The sequence below is a fragment of the Citrobacter telavivensis genome, assembly GCF_041807075.1.
In the GTDB taxonomy this organism is placed as follows: domain Bacteria; phylum Pseudomonadota; class Gammaproteobacteria; order Enterobacterales; family Enterobacteriaceae; genus Citrobacter_A; species Citrobacter_A telavivensis.
In genome coordinates this window covers 1792511-1814305 of the sequence record NZ_JBGUBF010000001.1, presented here as the reverse complement: position 1 = coordinate 1814305, position 21795 = coordinate 1792511, and the positions used below count along the sequence as shown (strand labels likewise).

Sequence of the window (21795 nt, the reverse complement as noted above, 5' to 3'; positions counted from 1 at the left end):
TGTCTACAATCATCCTTAAATCATAGAATAAGAATGTACTTATACTGTAGCAGCCAATATGTAAGGATACGTAACTTTACATCAAAGATATTACTTAGGTTTGGGCTCATACGGTAAGCGTGACAACGAAACGGACGCCAGACGGTGGGCGATCAGTCGTTCGCGAAACCATTCGCGCAGATGAGCGGGTTGCTCGCGTTCTACGACTTCGGCGACAACGGGCATGTTGTAGCGCTCTTTAAACGCGACGCCAGCAGCGGCCAGGTCAACGTTTACCTTGTCCATTTCAGCCTGTTCAAGCTGAGCCAAATTTTTGTGCATGGGCTTCTCCTTCGGTATTGCGCGCAAAAGTTACTAAGAGTCTGCCATAATGGCAAGCCGCAATTGAAGATTGTCGACGCGAACATTATAGAAGGTTATCCTCACAGGATAAGGCATTACAAAAGGGAATAGTTGATATGGTCTCTCCTGCTCGTACTTTTCGCTATACGCTCCTTTTTCTGGCTTCAGCCCTGGCGGCTCCGACCGTATGGGCCCATGCGCATCTGACCCACCAGTATCCGGCCGCGGAGGCCGAAGTTGCCGCCGCGCCACAGGCGCTGACGCTTAATTTCTCTGAAGGTATCGAGCCTGGATTCAGCGGGGCGACGATTACCGGTCCGAAACAAGAGGGAATCAAAACCCGTCCGGCAAAGCGTAATGAACAGGATAAGAAACAGCTGATCGTCCCGCTCGATGAAACGCTGAAGCCGGGTCAATACACGGTGAACTGGCACGTGGTGTCCGTCGATGGACACAAAACCAAAGGACAGTACACTTTTAGCGTGAAATAAACATGCTGACGCTGACCTGGGTTGCACTCCGCTTCATCCATTTTACCGCCCTGATGCTGGTGTTTGGCTCTGCGCTTTACGGCGCGTGGCTGGCACCGCTCTCTATCCGCCGTCTGATGAGCCGACGGTTCCTACGTCTGCAACAGCATGCTGCATGGTGGAGTTTTCTGAGTGCGTTACTGATGCTGGCGATCCAGGGCGGGCTCATGGGCTCCGGCTGGCAGGATGTTATCTCCGTTTCGATCTGGGTTGCCGTACTGCAAACCCAGTTTGGCGGGGTGTGGCTCTGGCAGATCGTTCTGGCGCTGGTCACGCTGGTTGCCGCGCTGATTGTGCCGCGTAATTTACCGCGACTATTACTGCTCTTAACCCTCGCACAGTTTGCACTACTGACGGGAGTTGGGCATGCCACGCTGCACTCTGGCGTTATTGGCGCGCTCCAGCAGACAAATCATGCACTGCATCTGATTTGCACTGCGGCCTGGTTTGGCGGTCTGTTACCGGTGATTTACTGCATGGACATGGCAAGAGGACGCTGGCAGCAGCAGGCGGTTTACACCATGATGCGTTTTTCACGCTATGGGCATCTCGCCGTGGCAGGTGTGTTGCTTACCGGTATCGCCAATGTGTTGTTTATACAGGGTTTCTCACTTCCATGGCGGACCGTCTGGGGGCAACTGCTTTTGCTAAAATGTGCACTTGTCCTGCTAATGGTGGCAATCGCACTGGCGAATCGGTATCTTCTCGTACCACGAATGCGCCAGGATAGTCGACGCATCAATCTGTACTTTATCTGGATGACGAAGATCGAATGGGGAATCGGCGCGGTCGTGCTGGCAATTGTCAGTTTGTTTGCGACGCTGGAACCGTTCTGAGGGACAGGCAAAACTCATGAAAAAAATGATTCTCTCTTTACTGCTTCTGACCAGTTCAGGGGTTGCGCTGGCGGCACCGCAGGTCATTACCGTGAGCCGTTTTGAAATCGGCAAAGATAAGTGGGCGTTCAATCGCGAAGAGGTCATGCTGACCTGTCGGCCCGGAAACGCGCTGTATGTGATTAACCCCAGCACGCTCGTTCAGTATCCGTTGAATGATATCGCGCAAGAGCAGGTGGTAAGCGGCAAAACGAATGCACAACCTCTGTCGGTGATTCAGATTGACGATCCGGCAAAACCGGGTGAAAAAATGAGCCTGGCACCGTTTATCGAACGAGCAGAAAAACTCTGTTAATTCCCAAAAGTATCTTTCTGATTTCCAATAAAAAACCGCAAGCCTTCTGCTGAGGGTCTTGCGGTTTTTACATTTCAGTCAGTGACTACCACCGTTTTTTTCCGGCCGCATAAGCCGCGGACTGGAAAACCTGGCGTCGTCATCTATTCTTAAAAGGCAAGGCGACTTAGCCTGCATTAATGCCAACTTTTAGCGCACGGCTCTCTCCCAAGAGCCATTTCCCTGGACCGAATACAGGAATCGTATTCGGTCTCTTTTTATCTGTAGAACGGATGCTTTTCCTGAGCCAAACGGCGTTTCGCACCTATCATTCTGAGTAAACCATACCTACACCCAGGCATAAACGTCCAGCGTTTTTTGCTGCTATTGTTAAATTTGTGTTAGGGCGTGACTGAGGACAAAAACTCTCATGAAACAGCCTGAAAAGAGTTACCAAATGATCGAGGGGGCGCACTGGCGGCACATCTGGGTAGTCGGGGATATCCACGGCTGTTTTGCGCTGTTGATGGCGAAATTACGGGCCTGTCGCTTTGACCCCTGGCAGGATCTGCTGGTTTCGGTGGGCGATCTCATCGATCGTGGTCCTGACAGTTTGCGCTGTCTGCAACTGCTGCATAAGCGCTGGATGGTGGCGGTCAGAGGGAATCATGAACAGATGGCGATAGATGCCTTGCGCACGTCTCAATGGTCGCTGTGGACGATGAATGGCGGAGGCTGGTTTACGATGTTGCCTGAGCAGAAACGGCATCAGGCCACGCTGGCACTGGAATACTGCCAGCAATTGCCGTGGATCCTGGAGCTGCATTGCCGCGAGGGGACGCATGTGGTTGCCCACGCTGATTACCCGGAAGACGTTTATCAGTGGCAAAAACCGGTTAACCTTACGGAGGTGCTGTGGCGACGTGCACGACTGAGTGCGCATCTTGCGGGAGATGGGGCCGCTATTGTCGGCGCTGACCATTTCTGGTTTGGTCATACGCCGCTGCATCAACGCGTTGACAGCTACAATCTTCACTACATCGACACGGGGGCGGTATTCGGCGGTGAGTTAACGCTGGTACAACTGCAGTGATTAAAAGTCACTGTATTGCTGCGCGGGTGCCCAGAATCCATCGATAAAATCCTCTACCGGGAAGCAGCCACCCTGGCGAATTCGTTGATCGTCCATATAATACAGACACTGCTGCTCGGTATCGTAAACATCCACTACGATATCTTCGCAACCGCCATCCAGATAACAGACAAACAGAACCAGTGCGAACATCCTATCCTCATTTTGTACAACCCTGACAAAAGTGTAGGAGGAATTAACGCAGGCGGGAAGGGGGAAATAAATAACCCGCCGATAGACGGGTTCTTTTTGAATCAGGCAAGACGCATGATCCAGGCATCAGACTTACGATCGTAATGGTTGCGAAAGAGGACCGAATGTTCTCCGTTGAGAAGGGCAGGAATGCTGGTCTCATCGTCCCAGGCATCCAGCTGCATGCATAAATCCGGATCGGATTTACACGGAATGGTTAACGTTCGGTCTCCCGGCGACTCGCCGTGTAACTCGGCATCGTCAATTTCAAAGGCGCCAATGCGCACACTGGTTTTCATCATCGTGCTCTCCGTTGGTTTGCTGATTGTGGTACGACCAGTTAGGCCGTCCATTTCTCAGCGTAGACAACGCAGGCAAAAGCGCCAGTCAAAAAATGCGCAAATTTTCCGATTTCAGACGTTACCGGTAAACAATTTGCCATCACGAACCAGTTCTCGCGGGTAACTGTTTTTCAGCCGCGAACCGATCCGTTTGGCAAGGCCAATCGGTTGATGCTGGAAGGTCACCAGCACATCGTCAGTGGCGGGGGCGGTCTGCGGGTAAACATCGCGCCCGCGATACCACTCTTGCGCCTCCTGGTGCGACAGTTCAAACGCACTGCGGTGATTCACATCAGCCAGCGCGATGACCGCTTCGTGCTGCCAGCGATAACCTTTGTTATGGGTTTCTGCCAGCTTAATGCCGAGGCGAGAGAAGCGGACTTTACCGATCAGTGGTTCAATCTCCGCCGGGAAAAGCCAGACCTCTTTATCGCGCTGCCAGAGGTGCAGGTTTTCATCCCAGAGCAGGCCGAGGGCGCTAGCCGCCTGGGCTATATTCGCGGCTTCGCTACCTTTGACGGGGGTGAAAGGGAAGTTACCCACTTTGTACTTCGGCGCAGGCAGCGCGGGAATGGACGCTGTTTTACGCAGACGAGCAACGAAGAATCCTTCGCAGTCATAAATCTGCGGAAAGACATGCAGGAAACCTTCGGCTGTTAGCGCCTGAGTCGCCTCAGGAAAAAGATCGTCTAACGGTAAAAATTCCACTGCCTCAGGCCAGGTCTCTTTCAGCCAGGCAAGCACCGATTCGTTTTCATCACGATTTAACGTACAGGTCGAATAGACCAGAATACCGCCAGGGCGCAGGGCGTGAAACGCACTTTCGAGCAGTTCGCGCTGGGTTGCGGCAATCTCATGATTGCTCCCCACGGACCAGTTTTTCAGCGCATCCGGATCTTTTCGCACGACCCCTTCACCCGAGCAGGGAGCATCAAGCAAAATCGCGTCGAACATTTCCGGCAGTGCTGCACCGAATACGCGGCCGTCAAAATGGGTCAGCGCCACGTTATTGATCCCGCAACGACTGATATTGGCATGCAGCACTTTCACCCGACTGGCGGAGTACTCGTTCGCGAGAATCGCCCCGCGGTTGCCCATGCGCGCTGCGATTTGCGTGGTTTTTGAACCCGGCGCGGCGGCAACGTCCATCACGCGGCTCGGCGAATTATCATCGGCAAACAGGGCGGCAACCGGCAGCATGGAACTGGCTTCCTGAATATAAAACAGGCCGCTCAGATGCTCGGCGGTACTGCCTAAGGGCAATGCTTCTTCATCGTCGCGCTCAATCCAGAAGCCCTCTTCACACCAGGGAACCGGCGTCAGCGACCAGCCATACGGGGCGGTTAAAGTGAGAAAATCGGCAACCGAAATCTTAAGGGTATTAACGCGGATGCTGCGGCGTAACGGGCGCTGGCAGGCGGCGAGAAAATCATCAAAAGAGAGGTGTGCAGGCATTGCCTCGCGCATTTGCGTCAAAAAGGCGTCAGGAAAATAAACAGCGTGTTGAGTCACGGGGGAGCACCACCGGCAGTAAAACAAGCGCGCAGTGTAGCATAAAGGCCCCGGCGCGAGCACGCCGGAGCCTGATATTAACGTGGCAGCGCGGTGCCCCATTCCCGCCACTCTTTCGGCTCACTTTCCAGCAGCAGGAAGTGTTTCCCGGCCTGCGCTTTCGGTGCCAGCGGGGTGCCTGGCGGCGTGGCGAACGCAATGCCGCCGCGAATGAACTGATTAAAGGTGCCGGTCTTCACGACGCCCCCCGTCAGGCCAAAGTCCAGACTGTATCCGGAGGCCAGCCAGAAGACGGAGTTATTGCGGACCAGATGCTGATAGCGTTGACTGATGCGCAAGGCGATCATCACGCGGTCAGACAATGTGCCGAGCGTCATGCCGGTTACCGTACCGACTTCAATCCCACGGAACAGCACCGGCGTACCGATCGCCAGTGAGCCTGCTTCGGGGACTTCGAGCACAATACTCAGCCCGTCAAGGTAGCGCGAGTCAGTAATGGTCGCTTCCTGCAGTTCGAAGTCTCGACGCGGATTACCCCGACCCGGCTCGACGTTGATGTAGGGTTGCAGGATAGTGTCGAGATGCTCCACGCCAGCGGCCGAGATCTGTGGCGTAATCACGGAAAAGCGCGTCCCGCCACGGGCAAAGGTCTGCACGTACTCCGGATACAGTACCGCCTTCGCCTGTACCTCGTTGCGCGAGGTGAGCAGTTCAAGCGTCTGAATCTGTCCGATATCAATGCCGAGGTAGCGAATCGGCATCCCGGCCGCCAGTTTCCCGGCATCAAAAGCGTGGAGTGTAATTTGCCCCCCGACCGCACGCGCGGCGGTTTCAGAGGCGTACAAAATACGCTTATCGCCTTTGCGCTGGCTGGCGCTGGCGCCGCTCAGGTTATCAAAGCTGATTGCTCCCTTCAGCGCGCGCGACAGGGGAGAGGCTTGCACGGTCAGACCGCTGCCGTTGAGCTGCACTTTAGCCCCGCCTTCCGCCCAGAATACGCTGTTGCTGGTCAGCAGGTTGCGGTACTCAGGCTTAATGTGGAGATCGATGTCAAAGGCGTCGGCGCGGGGGCGTACGGTGATCACTTCGCCCACCTCAAATTTACGGTACAGCACCACGGAACCGGCCTGCACGTCCGGCAGCGTTTCCGCACGCAGACTCAGGGTGGTGGTCGGCAGATCGCTCAGACTGTTCTCCACCGCTTTTTCCAGGTTGGCATACAGCGGATAACTGGACTTCATTTCTCCTTTGCTGCCCGGCAATATGCGGATACCGCCGCTTATCCATTCGCTGGCGCTGGCACCAAGAAATTCAACGCCATCCAGACCCACTTTGACATCCACACGACTGTTGACCACGAATTTACTGTCACCCTTAACCAGGTCGCGATGCTGTGGATCGACCGCCGCGGTGAACTCGACCCCTTTGCTGGTTAGCTTACGTTCGATCACCTGGCCTACCTGGACACCGTGGAGGATCAGCGGTTGACCCGCCTCGATACCGTAGCTTTCGGGCGCGGTCAGGGTAAACGTCAGAACGTCAGGTTCATGAAGCAGGGCTTTTTCACCAGGGACAACCACGAACTCGCTGCGCGATTCACCGGTACCGGGCACCAGTTCAAAGGTTTTGCCCGTCAGCAACGAACTGATGTTAGCGTCACTTAGCGACAGTTTGGGACTGCGCAGTTCAATGCGAGTGCCGTCGCGTAACAGCGTCACAACGCTGGGATCAACGGTCATTTCGCCGGTGACTTTACCGCCCGGCTCTAAATTCAGTTTGGTGAGTTCACCGACTTCCAGCCCCTGATACATGAGCGGGGTGGCGTTCGCTTTCAGCCCTTCGCCGCTGGGCAGTTCAAGCTTAACAATGACGCCGCGTTGGCTGTGCGCCAGATCGGCGTACAGGCCAAAGGTATCATCCTGATCCGCGACCTTTGAGTCGTCCGGGGAGTCAAAGGCGATGGCCCCGTTGACCAGGGCAGCCAGGCTCTCCAGCTTGACCTTCGCACCGCTCAGACTGATGTCGGCATTGACCCCTGAAACATTCCAGAAACGACTGCCTTTCTTCACGAGGTTGGTAAAGCGGCGTTCAACCAGAACATCGATAGTGACGCCCTGTTTGTTTGGGTTAATGCTGTAATCATAAACCCTGCCGACCGGGATCTTACGGAAATAGACCAGCGAACCGCTGTTCAGCGACCCCAGATCGGGCGCATTAAGATGGATCATCAGATCGCCGTTATCCAGGCGATATTTCGGCTGGGTATCAAGGGCGACGAAATGATCCTGCTCTTTGCCTTTACCGGGCATCATGCCGATATAGTTACCGCCAACCAACGCATCAAGGCCTGAAACCCCCGCGAGCGACGCTTTGGGCGTCACCAGCCAGAACTGCGTGTCTTCGCGCAGGGCATCTTTCATGTCCGACTTAATGCTGACTCGCACCTCAATTTTTCGCAGATCCTGACTCAGGCTGATGTCCTGAACCGTACCCACCTCTACGCCCTGATAGCGAACGGGCGTACGGCCCGGTACGATGCCATCCGCAGACATGAAATCGATGGTCACGGTGTTACCGCGATCTTCATAACTGTTCCAAATCATCCATCCCGCGATCATTAACGCAATCAGCGGGAGAAGCCAGAATGGTGAGATACGGCGTTTAGTTTTAATCTGCGCTTCAGTCTGCGAAGCGGGCGTTTCCTGACTCATGTGCATCCCAAAGTAAGCGGCTGTCCAGCCATTCCACTGCAAGAATAGTCAAAATGACCGCTGAGCCGAAATAAAACGCAGCCGGTCCCATAGTAAAAGCAAGAATCTGGTCGCGGTTAATCAGCGACATGGTTAAGGCGATAACAAAAAGGTCCAGCATCGACCAGCGACCGATCCACGTGACCAGGCGTAAGAGTTGCATACGCGTGCGTAAACCCTGTTCGCATTTGAACTGAATGCTGAGCAACAGCGTAAACATGACGATCACTTTGGTGAATGGCACCAGAATACTGGCGATAAAGACCACGGCGGCCACGGCGACATTGCTGTTCGCCAGCGACAGGATACCGGACATGATCGTGTCTTCCTGTCGTCCACCGTTCACGTAGATAACCGAGATAGGCATCAGGTTAGCAGGCAGCAGCAAAACAATCGATGCCAACAACGCCGCCCAGCATTTTTGTACGCTCTGATTTCGGCGCTCGCGCAAGGGAATATGGCAGCGTGGGCAGCGTCCACGCGGGTCCGGATAACCGGTAAAATGACAACCGAGGCAAATACGCAACTGCTCGTCCGGGCGTTTGGCCGGTCGCTGCGGATAAAAACGTTCCCACAGCTGCTCAATGTTCAGGTGAGATAGTGTCAGGATGCTGAGGATCACCAGCGCGATAAAGGCGTAAAGCCCAACGCCAGGCTGCAAGAAGGCGTAATCCTGAACTTTGATCGATGCCACGCCAATGCCCACCAGATAGATGTCCAGCATCACCCACTCTTTGAGTTTTTCCAGCATCAGCAGCACCGGGCGCAAATTCATGCCGAGAATATTGCCGAACCACAGGTAGGCAATCGCGCTCACGAGGATCAGCGGTGCGCCCGCAACGCAAAACAGCACCATCGTCGCGGTAATGGGATCGCCTTGCTGCGTCATCTGCCAGATCCCCTGCATCACGTTGGCATCAATGCGGATGCCCAGCAGATAGATATGCAGCAGAGGCTCGCCCCAGGCGAAGGGCATCAGCAACAGCATGGTGACAGCCATCGCCCCCAGGCGCGTCAGCGACCAGTCGCGACCATCACGAATTTTCGCCTGGCAGCGGGGGCAGTACGCGCTCTGGTGAGAGCGCATCTTCGGCAGACTAAACAGCAGGTCACACTGAGGGCAACGCTGATAGTGCGCACGAGGCAGTGCTTCGCTGATGGATCGGATCGCTATTTTTTTCGTTGGCGTGATCTGGGGTGTCTTGAGAGCCATGTATCGCGAATCAAAGTGTTAGAATTATGTAATCTTAACTCATGACGGGAATGATCTTGAGCATTAACGCATTTAATGCTTATTTTAATAGGCTGGCAGTATCAGAGTAAGACAACTAAGTGATTATATAATGAACAAGACAGAGCTATACGCGGATCTGAACCGCGATTTTCAGGCATTAATGGCAGGAGAGACCAGTTTTCTGGCCACGCTGGCGAACACCAGCGCGCTGTTGTACGAACGTCTTTCGCAAGTGAACTGGGCGGGATTTTACCTTCTTGAGGGCGATACGCTGGTATTAGGTCCGTTTCAGGGCAAAATTGCCTGTGTACGGATTCCGGTGGGTCGCGGCGTGTGCGGCACGGCTGTTGCCCTAAACCAGGTGCAACGGATTGACGACGTTCACGCGTTTGATGGCCACATTGCCTGCGATGCGGCCAGTAATGCGGAGATTGTCCTGCCAATAACCGTTAAGGGCCATATTATTGGCGTGCTGGACATCGACAGTACGGCGTTTGGGCGCTTCACCGCTGAGGATGAGCAAGGTCTTCGCCGGCTCGTCGCGCAGCTTGAAACCGTGCTTGCAATGACGGATTACAAAAAATTCTTTGCGAGCATCGCAGGATAATCAACGGATACCGTAGCAATTACTGATGGCGTCATTATAATGACGCCTGTTCATGCCTGCGGCTTGTTGGCTACGTCCGTTGTAATCAGGAAATTTCATGGAAAATCAACCTAAGTTGAATAGCAGTAAAGAAGTAATCGCGTTTTTGGCCGAGCGTTTTCCGCAGTGCTTTAGTGCGGAAGGCGAAGCGCGCCCACTGAAAATTGGCATTTTTCAGGATCTGGTAGAGCGTATTGAGGGCGAAATGAACCTCAGCAAAACGCAACTTCGTTCCGCTTTACGTCTTTATACTTCGAGCTGGCGTTACCTGTACGGCGTTAAGCCGGGCGCAACGCGTGTCGATCTCGACGGCAACCCTTGTGGGGAGCTGGATGAGCAGCACGTTGAACATGCGCGTAAACAGCTTGAAGAAGCGAAAGCTCGCGTTCAGGCGCAGCGTGCTGAACAGCAAGCGAAAAAACGCGAAGCTGCCGCTGCCGCAGGTGAAACCGAAGACGCACCTCGCCGTGAACGTAAGCCGCGTCCTGCACCACGCCGCAAAGAAGCGACTGAGCGTAAACCGCGTGCTGATAAACCGGCCGCGAAAGCGCCGCGCGCACCTCGTGAAGAGAAATTGACTCCGGTTTCGGATATTTCAGCGCTGAGCGTTGGACAGTCTCTGAAGGTGAAAGCGGGCAATGATGCGATGGATGCCACCGTATTAGAAATCACCAAAGATGGCGTCCGTGTACAGCTGAATTCGGGTATGTCTTTGATTGTACGCGCAGAACACCTGGTGTTCTGAAACGGAGGCCAGGCCTGGCATGAACACATTTTTTAGGCTTACCGCGTTAGCTGGCCTGCTTGCAATAGCAGGCCAGACCTTCGCTGTGGACGACATTACGCGTGCCGATCAGATTCCTGTTCTTAAGGAAGAGACACAGCACGCGACGGTGAGTGAACGCGTTACGTCGCGTTTTACGCGTTCTCACTATCGTCAGTTCGATCTCGATTCGGCCTTTTCCGCCAAAATTTTCGACCGCTATCTGAATTTACTCGACTACAGCCACAACGTGCTGTTGGCGGGGGATGTCGAGCAGTTTGCGAAGAAGAAAGGGCAGTTGGGCGACGAACTGCGCTCGGGTAAGCTCGACGTTTTTTACGATCTCTATAATCTGGCGCAAAAGCGCCGTTTCGAGCGCTTTCAGTACGCACTGAAAGTGCTCGAACGTCCGATGGATTTCACCGGGACTGATACCTTTAATCTCGATCGCAGCAAAGCGCCCTGGCCGAAAGACGAGGCTGAGCTTAATGCGCTGTGGGACGGTAAGGTGAAGTTCGATGAGTTAAGTCTGAAACTGACCGGCAAAGACGACAAAGAAATTCGTGAGACGCTGACCCGTCGTTATAAATCCGCGATCCGTCGTCTGACGCAAACCAACAGTGAAGACGTCTTCTCACTGGCGATGACGGCGTTTGCTCGCGAAATTGATCCACATACCAACTATCTCTCACCACGAAACACCGAACAGTTTAATACTGAAATGAGCCTGTCCCTTGAAGGGATTGGTGCCGTGTTGCAGATGGACGATGACTATACGGTCATCAACTCCATGGTAGCCGGCGGTCCGGCGGCGAAGAGCAAAGCGATTAGCGTTGGCGATCGCATTGTCGGTGTGGGTCAGACGGGCAAAAGCATGGTCGATGTGATCGGCTGGCGTCTGGATGACGTTGTTGCGCTCATCAAAGGGCCAAAAGGCAGCAAGGTTCGTCTTGAAGTTCTGCCTGCCGGCAAAGGAACAAAAACCCGAACGGTCACACTGACGCGTGAGCGCATTCGTCTGGAAGACCGTGCGGTTAAGATGTCTGTGAAGACGGTGGGTAAAGAGAAAGTCGGCGTACTGGATATCCCGGGCTTCTATGTTGGCCTGACTGACGATGTCAAAGTTCAGTTGCAGAAACTGGAAAAACAGAACGTCAGCAGCATCGTAATCGATCTGCGCAGCAATGGTGGCGGAGCGTTGACGGAAGCGGTTTCGCTGTCGGGTCTGTTTATTCCTTCTGGTCCGGTGGTTCAGGTTCGCGACAATAATGGCAAAGTCCGTGAGGACAGCGATACCGATGGCGTTGTTTACTACAAAGGTCCGCTGGTGGTGCTGGTCGATCGCTTCAGCGCGTCGGCATCGGAAATTTTTGCAGCCGCCATGCAGGATTACGGTCGCGCGCTGATCGTCGGTGAACCGACCTTCGGTAAAGGTACCGTGCAGCAGTATCGTTCGCTGAACCGTATTTACGATCAGATGCTGCGTCCGGAATGGCCTGCACTGGGTTCCGTCCAGTACACGATCCAGAAGTTTTATCGCGTGAACGGCGGCAGTACCCAGCGTAAAGGCGTCACGCCCGATATCATCATGCCAACAGGGAATGAAGAGACAGAAACCGGCGAGAAGTTTGAAGATAATGCGTTGCCGTGGGATAGCATCGACGCCGCAACGTATGTGAAATCAGACGATCTGACGCCGTTCGGTCCTGAGTTACTCAAAGATCACAACGCGCGTATCGCGCAGGATCCTGAGTTCCAGTACATCATGAAGGATATCGCCCGTTTCAATGCGATGAAGGACAAACGTAACATCGCGTCTCTGAATTACGCGCAGCGTGAAAAAGAGAATAACGAAGATGATGCGATGCGTCTGGCGCGAATCAATGACCGGTTTAAACGTGAAGGAAAACCGGTTCTGAAGAAACTGGACGACCTGCCAAAAGATTACCAGGAGCCGGATCCGTATCTTGATGAAACGGTGAAGATTGCGCTGGATCTGGCGACGCTTGAGAAAGCGAAGCCCGCGGAACAACCCGCTGCGGCGAAGTAACCTCAGACAGGCACAAGAAATTGTGCCTGTTTTTTTTAACAAGCGCATGAAGTCGTCAGTCTGGTACAACAAAATGTAAAGTTGTGTCTTTCTGGTGACTTACCGGGCATTGATACTTGAAAATAGCGGTACGACCCATACGATGTGGGTAATCGCATAGTGCGTTTTGTTAAGTTGAGGTTAAAAGAAAATTATGATGCGAATCGCGCTTTTCCTGTTGACGAACCTTGCCGTCATGGTCGTTTTCGGGCTGGTGCTGAGCCTGACAGGGATTCAGTCGAGCAGCGTTCAGGGCCTGATGATTATGGCGCTGCTGTTCGGTTTTGGTGGTTCCTTCGTTTCACTGCTGATGTCCAAATGGATGGCGTTACGTTCCGTCGGTGGGGAAGTGATCGAGCAGCCGCGTAACGAAAGAGAACGCTGGTTAATGAATACGGTCGCCACGCAGGCGCGTCAGGCCGGTATCGCCATACCGCAGGTTGCTATTTACCATGCGCCGGACATTAACGCGTTTGCCACCGGGGCGCGTCGTGATGCGTCTCTGGTCGCGGTCAGTACCGGCTTGCTGCAAAACATGAGCCCGGATGAGGCTGAAGCGGTTATTGCTCATGAAATTAGCCATATCGCGAACGGTGACATGGTCACCATGACGCTGATTCAGGGGGTCGTGAACACCTTTGTTATCTTTATCTCGCGCATTCTAGCGCAGATCGCCGCGGGTTTTCTCGGTGGCAACCGTGATGAAGGCGAGGGTAGCAATGGCAACCCGATGATCTATTTTGCTGTCGCGATGGTACTGGAACTGGTCTTCGGTATTCTGGCGAGCATTATTACCATGTGGTTCTCTCGTCATCGTGAGTTCCACGCCGACGCGGGTTCCGCCAAACTGGTTGGTCGTGAAAAGATGATTGCCGCGCTGCAGCGTCTGAAAACCAGTTACGAACCGCAGGAAGCATCCAGCATGATGGCCTTCTGCATTAATGGTAAAGGTAAATCACTGAGTGAACTGTTTATGACTCACCCGCCGCTGGATAAACGTATCGAAGCGCTGCGAAGTGGGGAATACCTGAAGTAAGCCTGTCGGCAAAACGAGAGAGCGCGTCCACGGACGCGCTTTTTTTTATCCCTGCGCTCGAGGTTGTGTGATGCGTAAACCACTCACCACCGCCGCCACGGTTGCCAGAATCCCCGCAGCCAGCAGAGAAACATGCGTGCCGTTATCCCCGAACTGGTTCAACAGCAGTGCGACCAGCGCCGCACCTGAACTTTGTCCCAGCAAACGAGCGGTTCCCAGCATTCCGCTCGCGCCACCGCTGCGTTCGCGCGGCGCTGACGTGATGATTGTGTGATTATTGGGTGACTGAAACAAACCAAACCCGGCACCGCAGAGGATCATCGGCCAGATGATATTGAGATCGGACGGTACGGCAGGAAGCAGCACCAGAGCAAAAAGTCCGCCAGCCATCACCAACAGGCCCAGCGCCCCCAGCAATCCCGCATGGACGCGCTCTATCAGATACCCGGCCAGCGGTGCCATGACCATCGTTGCCAGTGGCCAGGGAGTGAGCAGCAGACCCGTTTCAACTTCACTGCGCCCCAGTACCGTTTGCAGGTAGAAGGGAAGGGAGACCATCGCAAGCATCTGTGCGCAGAAGGAACAGATTGATGTCCCTATCGACAGTGAAAACAGGGGAATACGCAGCAGGTCGACCGGCAATAGCGGCACCGGTAGTGAGAGTTGACGGCGGATAAAGAAGTAGCCCACCACGACCAGCGCCGCCAGTTCAGCACCGACCAGCGTAAGGGACTGCCCCTGTGCAAAACCGCTCAGTGCGGTGATCAACAGACCAAACGTCAGTGCGTTCATCACGGCACTGGGGATATCAAAACGCGGTTTATTGCTGCGTGAACCATTGGGCGGCAGGAATCGTATCGCCAGAATTAGCGCAATAATTCCTAATGGCACGTTGATCAGGAACAGCCATTTCCAGGAGGCGATTGAGAGGATCGCCGCAGCAATGGTGGGGCCAGCGGCTGCAGAGACGGCAACGATAAAGGAGTTGATGCCCATCCCACGTCCCAGATGGCGCTGAGGATAAATCAGACGGATCAACGCGGTGTTGACGCTCATCAGCGCCGCGCCGCCAAACCCCTGCACGACACGCGCCATCGTCAACACCTGCAGCGAGTCTGCGAGTGCGCAGAACAGTGAAGCCAGCAGAAAGACGACCAGTCCGCATTTGTAGATGCGTCGATAGCCAAACATATCGCCCAGGAACGACAGCGACAGTAACGAGACGACAATGGCAATCTGATAGGCGTTGACGACCCAGATTGAGCTGGCGGCGGAGGCGTGTAAATCATCGGCAATGGTGGGGAGTGCCACGTTGGCAATGGCACCATCCAGTACGGCCATCGAAATACCAATAACAATGGTTAAAATGGCGCCATATCGCTGCGGAAGCGGCAGGCCGTCGGCCTGGGGTTTATTCATGTGATTGATAGTTTCTGCGAAGAATATGATCAGGGTAGTGATTCTAGCATTGATATTCAGGCTTTATGTCGCAGATTTGTAACGAAGTTAGCAAAGATGGATTGCGGGCGCCTGACCATGAAATTATAATAAAAAATCGTTCTGATTTTTATAAAACACTCGTAATGAGGTGATAGATGGCTAACGCAGATCTGGATAAACAGCCTGATTCTGTATCTTCCGTGCTGAAAGTTTTTGGCATTCTGCAGGCGCTGGGTGAAGAGCGCGAAATAGGGATTACCGAGTTATCACAACGCGTCATGATGTCAAAAAGCACCGTTTATCGCTTTTTACAGACCATGAAAACGCTGGGTTATGTGTCGCAGGAAGGGGAGTCCGAGAAGTATTCTCTGACGCTGAAACTGTTTGAACTGGGCGCGCGTGCGCTACAGAACGTTGACCTTATCCGCAGTGCGGACATCCAGATGCGTGAACTCTCTCGTTTGACTAAAGAGACCGTGCACCTCGGTGCGCTGGATGAAGACAGCATCGTATACATCCATAAGATTGATTCGATGTACAATCTGCGCATGTATTCGCGTGTCGGTCGTCGTAACCCGCTTTATAGTACCGCGATTGGTAAAGTGCTGCTGGCCTGGCGCGATCGTGATGAAGTGAAACAGATTCTGGACGGCGTTGAGTACAAACGCAGTACCGGGCGCACCATCACCACCACGGAAGCATTGCTGCCCGTGCTGGATAAAGTTCGTGAACAGGGTTATGGCGAAGATAACGAAGAACAAGAAGAAGGTTTACGCTGCATTGGCGTACCGGTATTTGACCGTTTCGGTGTCGTGATTGCTGGCCTGAGCATCTCCTTCCCGACGCTGCGTTTTTCCGAAGAAAACCTGCATGACTACGTTTCGATGCTGCATACTGCGGCGCGTAAAATTTCTGAACAGATGGGTTACAACCATTATCCATTCTGATGACGTCATGATGGCGATATTAAGAAACTGCCGACTTTCGCGCCGGCAGTTTTATCCTGATGACATCCTGCTTAGGATTACGCATTGCGGTCATCACGGCGGCGGATCTTAACCGTTATCGACGACCACGGTACTTTTACGCAATAGCGGGCAATCCGTTAACCCAATGATACCGCTATCGGTATGAACATATTGCGCGGTGGCGGTTCCTCGCGCGGTGAGATACTTACACTGCAGCCCCAATCCGGCCGCATTCTCCTGACTGCCTATCAGAACACCATATCCACTGAGTAATAATCCAATCCAGACAAGCGCAAACAACACGATAGCGCGAATAATCAAACGCATTATGACCTCTTTTCTTCTATAAGTTAGACTGAGCTTAGCGTCTACGCGCATTGATACAAGTAAATGATTCTTAAAAAATCGCGAATGTTCTCTGTAGTTAGCCCTGGTTTAAGATACACATGATATTTTGGTGGCATAAGATGTTGATGCGGAGAGTGGAGTGAAAAAGTTTCGATGGATAATTCTGGTGGTGGTGGTGCTTGTGTGCCTGTTGCTATGGGCCCAGGTGTTCAACATCATGTGTGACCAGGATGTACAATTTTTCAGCGGAATTTGCGCCATCAATAAATTTATCCCCTGGTGAGATCATTTTTTCATCTGTTGATTACCTTCCTGTGGCGCGGTGGTAAAATGATGCGTCTACATTGAGGTGGTGAAATGAACGAAGTAGTGAATTCCGGCGTGCTTAATTTTGCGTCGTTGATTGTATCGGTGGGGGTTCTGGTTGTTGGGCTGGTGCTGTGGTTCTTTATCAACCGTGCAAGCTCGCGAACCAATGAGCAGATTGAGCTGCTTGAAGCGTTGTTAGATCAGCAGAAGCGACAAAATGCCTTATTGCGTCGTCTCTGTGAAGCGAACGAACCGGAAAAAGTGGCTGAGGCATCGCCGAAGGCCAATGACCCGCAAGAGGATGATGACATCATCCGTCTGGTCGCAGAGCGTTAATCCTTTGTAAAACAGGAAGCGAATGGACTGGCATCCCGTCGGTCTTTCCTTCCTGGGTCATTATCCTGCACGCTATTAGTGCAGTTACATACCTCTTCGCTATATCCGTTCCTTCCTGAGTCATTCCGTTGGTTATTGTCTGCACACACTTAATTATATTTTTCCATACGTTAATAATGTGAACTTCCCCGTTTTGTGAGAATGATCGGCTTTATAAAAATCGAAACGTTTCTTTCCCTATTTTTGTGCATTGTCATCATTCTTTCATTAAATGAGTGCATAAGAACAGTGGATATCAGGTTGGACCGAAATGTGTTGTTATTATGATAACGGGCCATTTTGTGTTGAGACAAATTATGCATAACAAAGCAGAATTTGTGATAACGGCCTGACTCCACGTTTCATCATCGCGATGATCTGGAAGTCATGAAGTTATTGAGCTATGGTTGAAAAGTCCCCGTTGCGATGCTGGTCTGACAAGGGCTCAGCAAGAAAGCGGGAATATATCGGCTTGAGAATTGACGCATAACTGTGCAGATACTCTGTGTCGACTGGTGAGATTTGTGCGACCGATCGAGACACGTTTAAAAATGGCTTGCCATAATTAACGTTGTATGTGATAACACGTTTTGGGTTAAACGAGGTACAGTTCTGTTTATGTGTGGCATTTTCAGTAAAGAAGTCCTGAGTAAACACGTTGTCGTTGAATACCGCTTCTCTGCCGAACCTTATATTAGTGCCTCAAGCAGTAATGTCTCAGTTTTATCTATGTTAGGCCTGCGGGCTAAGAAAACACTCTAAGGAATTTTGCAAATGGCAAAGATTAAAGGTCAAGTTAAGTGGTTCAACGAGTCTAAAGGTTTTGGCTTTATTACTCCGGCTGATGGCAGCAAAGACGTGTTCGTACACTTCTCCGCTATCCAGGGTAATGGCTTCAAAACTCTGGCTGAAGGCCAGAACGTTGAGTTCGAAATTCAGGACGGCCAGAAAGGTCCGGCTGCTGTTAACGTAACAGCTATCTGATCGACACCACTGATTTGAAGCGCGTCTGCGCATCAACCTCAGATTTAAAGCCTCGCTGATGCGGGGCTTTTTCATGCATCTTCCTTCAAAGTATGTCTGAATACCTCCTTCGTTAGCGCCTTGTTGCAAAGCCGTGATGTTATTAGCATAGTTTTCCCCGCTTTCCCGCCGTTATTCCCGTTAAATCAGTCACCTGAATATCATGTTTGCCGGAGAACAGGTGAAAAAGAAAAGTGATGGTACGGCGCGAAGTTTCACACCGCTACGCTTTGCACTACTTTGTATAGCCATATTGCTGAGTCTGGGAGTGCTATTGGGACGCGTCGCATGGTTGCAGATTGTTGAACCCGATTCCCTGGTCAGGCAAGAAGATATGCGCTCGTTGCGCGAAGTCAGCACGGCATCGCCGCGCGGAATGATTACTGACCGGCAGGGACGGCCACTGGCGGTGAGCGTACCGGTGAATGCGGTCTGGGTTGACCCACAAATCTTGTTGAGTAAAGGCGGCGTTGGCGTCAACGAACGCTGGCAGGCGCTGGCGAATACGCTGCATCTCTCGCTCACAACGCTGGCGGCGCGTGTTAACCACGATCCGTCGGCACGGTTTATCTACCTTGCGCGTCAGGTCTCTCCTCAACAGGCGAAGTGGATAGAGAGACTGAATTTGCCCGGGATCAACTTGCGTGAAGAATCCCGGCGGTTTTACCCGGCAGGACATGTCGCGGCGAATCTGATTGGTTTTACCAACATTGACGGGCAGGGTATTGAAGGCATTGAGAAAAGCTTTAACGCACAGTTAATGGGTAAGCCGGGTTCCCGTCTGGTCCGCAAGGATAAATTCGGGCATGTGATTGAAAACATCACGGAAGTCAATCCTGTACCGGCTCATGAACTTCAGCTTAGCATTGATGAGCGACTGCAGACGGTTACCGAAGATGCGCTGGACAATGCGGTTAGCTGGAACAAAGCAGAATCCGGAGCCGCCGTGCTGGTGAACATTGCCACCGGTGAGATTCTGGCGATGGCCAGTTTCCCCGATTTTAACCCGAATAATCGGGACGGTGCGGGGCTTGACGATTTTCGCAATCGAGCGATTAGCGATACCTTCGAACCGGGATCGACGGTGAAACCGCTGGTCATCATGACGGCGCTTGAGCAGGGGATTGTGCAGCCTGACAGCGTAATCGATACCCATCCATTTTTTCTCGACGGGCATCGCATCCGCGACGTGGGTTTTTATCCGGAACTGACGCTGACCGGTATTTTGCAAAAATCGAGTGACACCGGAGTATCGCATCTCTCGCTGGCGATGCCCATTCAGCAGTTAGTGGATACATATCAGCGTTTTGGCTTTGGTCAGCCCACGGGACTGGGACTCACCGGGGAGAGTCAGGGGCTGATGCCACAGCGTCACTACTGGAGCGATTTGGATCGTGCAACATTTGCCTTTGGCTACGGCCTGATGGTGACACCGCTTCAACTGGCGCACGTCTATGCCACGATTGGCAGTTTTGGCCTTTACCGACCGCTCTCCATCACGCGTATCGATCCGCCGGTCATCGGCAAACGCGTGATGTCCGAAGCGTTGGTCAGACAGGTAGAACATATGATGGAAAGTGTTGCTCTGCCGGGTGGCGGCGGGACGAAGGCGGCGGTTCGGGATTATCGCGTGGCGGTTAAAACCGGGACTGCGAAGAAAATCGGTGATGACGGTAAATACGTGGATAAATATGTGGCCTACACCGCAGGCGTGGCGCCAGCCAGCAGCCCGAAGTTTGCACTGGTGGTGGTGATTAACGATCCGCAGAACGGCGCCTATTACGGCGGTGCCGTATCGGCACCCGTTTTTAGCCAGATTATGGGCGATGTGTTGCGACTGGAAAACGTCAAACCGGATGGAATGCCCGCCGACTCCAGTCATCTGCTGGTAATGCAGGGCAATCCGCAGACATTCCCTGTGCGCTAAGTGATTCTCCCAGGGCGTAAATCGCGTTACACTTGCGCCCTGAATTCACCTGCCGGAGTTGTTATGTCGTTTTCCTGCCCCCTTTGTCACCAGCCTCTCGCGCACGTCAATAACAGTTTTATCTGTCCGCAGCGGCATCAGTTTGATGTGGCAAAAGAGGGATACGTCAACCTGTTGCCGGTGCAGCATAAGCGTTCGCGCGATCCGGGTGACAGTGCGGAGATGATGCAGGCACGGCGTGCGTTTCTTGATGCCGGACACTATCAGCCGCTGCGTGACGCCATCGTTGAACAACTTTCCACGCGCCTCGACGCGTCGGCGGCCTCGATTCTTGATATCGGTTGTGGTGAAGGGTATTACACTCACGCCTTTGCTGATGCGCTGCCTGCGGCTACCACTTATGGACTGGACGTGGCGAAGGTCGCTATCAAAGCGGCGGCCAGGCGCTATCCGCAGGTGACATTCTGCGTTGCATCGAGTCATCGTCTGCCGTTTGCTGATGCCAGTCAGGACGCGATTGTGCGGATTTACGCGCCGTGTAAAGCAGAAGAACTGGCGCGTGTGGTCAAGCCGCGCGGATGGGTTCTCACGGCAACGCCGGGAGCGAGGCATTTAATGGAGTTGAAAGGGCTGATTTACGTTGAGGTCCGACTCCATGCGCCGCATACCGAGCAACTGGAAGGGTTCAACCTGCTGGAAGATATCGCGCTGGCGTACCCGATGAGCCTGAGCGGGAAGGAAGCGGTGGCGCTATTGCAGATGACACCTTTTGCATGGCGGGCGAAGCCAGAGGTTTGGGAACATCTGGCGAGTAGAGAAACGTTTGACTGCCAGACGGATTTTCGTCTTCACCTCTGGCAGCGCGCGGATTAACCGTGAAAGTGCGTCCAGAGGATCTGGACGCCGATACCGATCAGCACCACCCCGCCCAGAATTTCAGCCCGTTTGCCAAGCAGCGGGCCAATGAAGCGACCGACCATCATCCCCAGCGTGGACATAATCAACGTGGCGCAGCCGATAGCCAGTGCGGTAGCGATAATGTTGACCTGCAGGAACGCCAGCCCTACACCGACCGCCATGGCGTCGAGGCTGGTGGCGATGGCGGTCGTGACCAGTAACCAGAAACCGTGACGGCGCAGCGGTTCATCGTCTTCATCATCCGCGCCGCGAAATCCTTCTATAATCATTCGCCCGCCCAGAAAGACCAGCAGAATGAAGGCAATCCAGTGATTCCATTCCAGTACGAATTTGCTGGCTAACATGCCCAGCGCCCAGCCGATCAGCGGCGTCAATGTTTCGACTGCGCCGAAGATCAAACCGGTGCGCAGCGCTTCAGAGAATTTGGGTTTATGCAGGGTGGCGCCTTTGCCAATTGATGCCGCGAAAGCATCCATCGACATGCCGAAAGCGAGAATAATAGTGGCAGTGATATTCATGACAGCGTCCTGACCGGGGTTTCCATAAAACACACCACTGCCCCCAGTAAACATGCACACCTGAACACAGGCGTTCATACAGTATGCATAGCAGTTGATGTGCCTATGGTCTCGCCTGACTGAAAGAGATTTCAGTCCGTACGTGCCACGTTTTGCAACGAGTATGTTGACACGTACATTTCCGGAGTCTGGAAATCGGCTACTCCCCAAATGACGGCGCAACCTTAACATA

At 53.2% G+C, this 21795-nt stretch carries 24 protein-coding genes; 15 read left to right on the top strand and 9 right to left on the bottom strand.

The genetic code is table 11. The annotated features are described in order from the left end of the window. Positions 1–90: 90 nt before the first annotated feature. Positions 91–321, bottom strand: coding sequence for a DNA polymerase III subunit theta (locus ACERJC_RS08625; protein ID WP_046481161.1), 231 nt, complete (start codon positions 319–321; stop codon positions 91–93). A gap of 137 nt (positions 322–458) precedes the next feature. Between ACERJC_RS08625 and yobA the strand changes: the two genes are divergently transcribed. The 4 genes from yobA to pphA all read left to right on the top strand — a co-directional run bounded on the left by yobA (position 459) and on the right by pphA (position 3135). Then, positions 459–833 carry a CopC domain-containing protein YobA gene (gene yobA, locus ACERJC_RS08620; RefSeq protein WP_152404140.1) on the top strand — a complete coding sequence of 125 codons (375 nt, stop codon included), beginning with the start codon at positions 459–461 and terminating at the stop codon, positions 831–833. Between the two features lie 2 nt (positions 834–835). Beyond that, on the top strand, positions 836–1708 hold the full coding sequence (gene copD, locus ACERJC_RS08615) for a copper homeostasis membrane protein CopD (RefSeq protein ID WP_286633475.1): 873 nt from the start codon (positions 836–838) through the stop codon (positions 1706–1708). Between the two features lie 16 nt (positions 1709–1724). Continuing rightward, positions 1725–2063 carry a YebY family protein gene (locus ACERJC_RS08610; RefSeq protein WP_373671462.1) on the top strand — a complete coding sequence of 113 codons (339 nt, stop codon included), beginning with the start codon at positions 1725–1727 and terminating at the stop codon, positions 2061–2063. A 409-nt stretch (positions 2064–2472) separates the two neighbouring features. Next, the gene (gene pphA / locus ACERJC_RS08605) at positions 2473–3135 is read left to right on the top strand and encodes a protein-serine/threonine phosphatase (protein WP_371894956.1); all 663 of its coding nucleotides are present in this window, start codon (positions 2473–2475) and stop codon (positions 3133–3135) included. Here the strand turns inward: pphA and ACERJC_RS08600 are convergent, their stop codons facing one another. The 5 genes from ACERJC_RS08600 to yebS form a co-directional block, all read right to left on the bottom strand. Continuing rightward, a complete protein-coding gene (locus tag ACERJC_RS08600) occupies positions 3136–3327 on the bottom strand; it encodes a YdfD/YebW family protein (RefSeq protein ID WP_042318465.1) in 192 nt (63 codons plus the stop codon). 101 nt (positions 3328–3428) lie between these two features. Beyond that, the gene (locus tag ACERJC_RS08595; RefSeq protein ID WP_167382411.1) at positions 3429–3665 is read right to left on the bottom strand and encodes a YebV family protein; all 237 of its coding nucleotides are present in this window, start codon (positions 3663–3665) and stop codon (positions 3429–3431) included. Positions 3666–3779: 114 nt separating this feature from the next. Beyond that, the gene (gene rsmF / locus ACERJC_RS08590; RefSeq protein WP_373671461.1) at positions 3780–5219 is read right to left on the bottom strand and encodes a 16S rRNA (cytosine(1407)-C(5))-methyltransferase RsmF; all 1440 of its coding nucleotides are present in this window, start codon (positions 5217–5219) and stop codon (positions 3780–3782) included. A 77-nt stretch (positions 5220–5296) separates the two neighbouring features. Beyond that, positions 5297–7930: a PqiB family protein gene (locus tag ACERJC_RS08585; protein ID WP_152404149.1), complete on the bottom strand. Its 2634-nt coding sequence runs from the start codon at positions 7928–7930 to the stop codon at positions 5297–5299. Beyond that, entirely contained in the window at positions 7899–9182 is a 1284-nt protein-coding gene (yebS, locus tag ACERJC_RS08580) for a membrane integrity lipid transport subunit YebS (RefSeq protein ID WP_286633467.1), read from the bottom strand. Before yebS ends, ACERJC_RS08585 begins: the two co-directional genes overlap by 32 nt. A gap of 130 nt (positions 9183–9312) precedes the next feature. Here yebS and msrC point away from each other — a divergent pair, with 130 nt between their 5' ends. From msrC to htpX, 4 genes are all read left to right on the top strand, one after another. Further along, positions 9313–9810, top strand: a complete 498-nt coding sequence (gene msrC, locus ACERJC_RS08575; RefSeq protein WP_178827129.1) for a free L-methionine (R)-S-oxide reductase MsrC — start codon at positions 9313–9315, stop codon at positions 9808–9810. 97 nt (positions 9811–9907) lie between these two features. Then, positions 9908–10594: an RNA chaperone ProQ gene (gene proQ / locus ACERJC_RS08570; protein WP_152404155.1), complete on the top strand. Its 687-nt coding sequence runs from the start codon at positions 9908–9910 to the stop codon at positions 10592–10594. 19 nt (positions 10595–10613) lie between these two features. Further along, complete coding sequence (gene prc, locus ACERJC_RS08565; protein ID WP_152404157.1) at positions 10614–12662, top strand: carboxy terminal-processing peptidase; 2049 nt, start codon at positions 10614–10616, stop codon at positions 12660–12662. Positions 12663–12855: 193 nt separating this feature from the next. Next, a complete protein-coding gene (htpX, locus tag ACERJC_RS08560; protein WP_373671460.1) occupies positions 12856–13737 on the top strand; it encodes a protease HtpX in 882 nt (293 codons plus the stop codon). Between the two features lie 45 nt (positions 13738–13782). Here the strand turns inward: htpX and ACERJC_RS08555 are convergent, their stop codons facing one another. Next, positions 13783–15156, bottom strand: coding sequence for an MFS transporter (locus ACERJC_RS08555; protein WP_373671459.1), 1374 nt, complete (start codon positions 15154–15156; stop codon positions 13783–13785). 176 nt (positions 15157–15332) lie between these two features. Between ACERJC_RS08555 and kdgR the strand changes: the two genes are divergently transcribed. Beyond that, a complete protein-coding gene (gene kdgR, locus ACERJC_RS08550) occupies positions 15333–16124 on the top strand; it encodes a DNA-binding transcriptional regulator KdgR (RefSeq protein ID WP_046481145.1) in 792 nt (263 codons plus the stop codon). Positions 16125–16232: 108 nt separating this feature from the next. Here kdgR and ACERJC_RS08545 read toward each other — a convergent pair whose 3' ends face one another. Beyond that, entirely contained in the window at positions 16233–16472 is a 240-nt protein-coding gene (locus ACERJC_RS08545) for a YobH family protein (RefSeq protein ID WP_042318478.1), read from the bottom strand. Positions 16473–16632: 160 nt separating this feature from the next. Between ACERJC_RS08545 and mgrB the strand changes: the two genes are divergently transcribed. The 6 genes from mgrB to rlmA all read left to right on the top strand — a co-directional run bounded on the left by mgrB (position 16633) and on the right by rlmA (position 21000). Further along, a complete protein-coding gene (gene mgrB, locus ACERJC_RS08540) occupies positions 16633–16776 on the top strand; it encodes a PhoP/PhoQ regulatory lipoprotein MgrB (RefSeq protein ID WP_042318479.1) in 144 nt (47 codons plus the stop codon). A gap of 74 nt (positions 16777–16850) precedes the next feature. Next, complete coding sequence (locus tag ACERJC_RS08535; RefSeq protein ID WP_178825251.1) at positions 16851–17138, top strand: YebO family protein; 288 nt, start codon at positions 16851–16853, stop codon at positions 17136–17138. Between the two features lie 657 nt (positions 17139–17795). Further along, entirely contained in the window at positions 17796–17939 is a 144-nt protein-coding gene (locus ACERJC_RS08530; RefSeq protein ID WP_042318481.1) for a DUF2627 domain-containing protein, read from the top strand. A 12-nt stretch (positions 17940–17951) separates the two neighbouring features. Continuing rightward, entirely contained in the window at positions 17952–18161 is a 210-nt protein-coding gene (gene cspE, locus ACERJC_RS08525) for a transcription antiterminator/RNA stability regulator CspE (protein ID WP_001062678.1), read from the top strand. Between the two features lie 220 nt (positions 18162–18381). Then, positions 18382–20127, top strand: a complete 1746-nt coding sequence (gene ftsI2, locus ACERJC_RS08520) for a peptidoglycan DD-transpeptidase FtsI2/PBP3(PARA) (protein WP_373671458.1) — start codon at positions 18382–18384, stop codon at positions 20125–20127. Between the two features lie 63 nt (positions 20128–20190). After that, a complete protein-coding gene (gene rlmA / locus ACERJC_RS08515; protein WP_373671457.1) occupies positions 20191–21000 on the top strand; it encodes a 23S rRNA (guanine(745)-N(1))-methyltransferase in 810 nt (269 codons plus the stop codon). Here the strand turns inward: rlmA and mntP are convergent. Beyond that, the gene (gene mntP / locus ACERJC_RS08510) at positions 20997–21563 is read right to left on the bottom strand and encodes a manganese efflux pump MntP (protein ID WP_061077791.1); all 567 of its coding nucleotides are present in this window, start codon (positions 21561–21563) and stop codon (positions 20997–20999) included. The two genes, rlmA and mntP, sit on opposite strands and share 4 nt — an antisense overlap. Positions 21564–21795 lie beyond the last annotated feature (232 nt).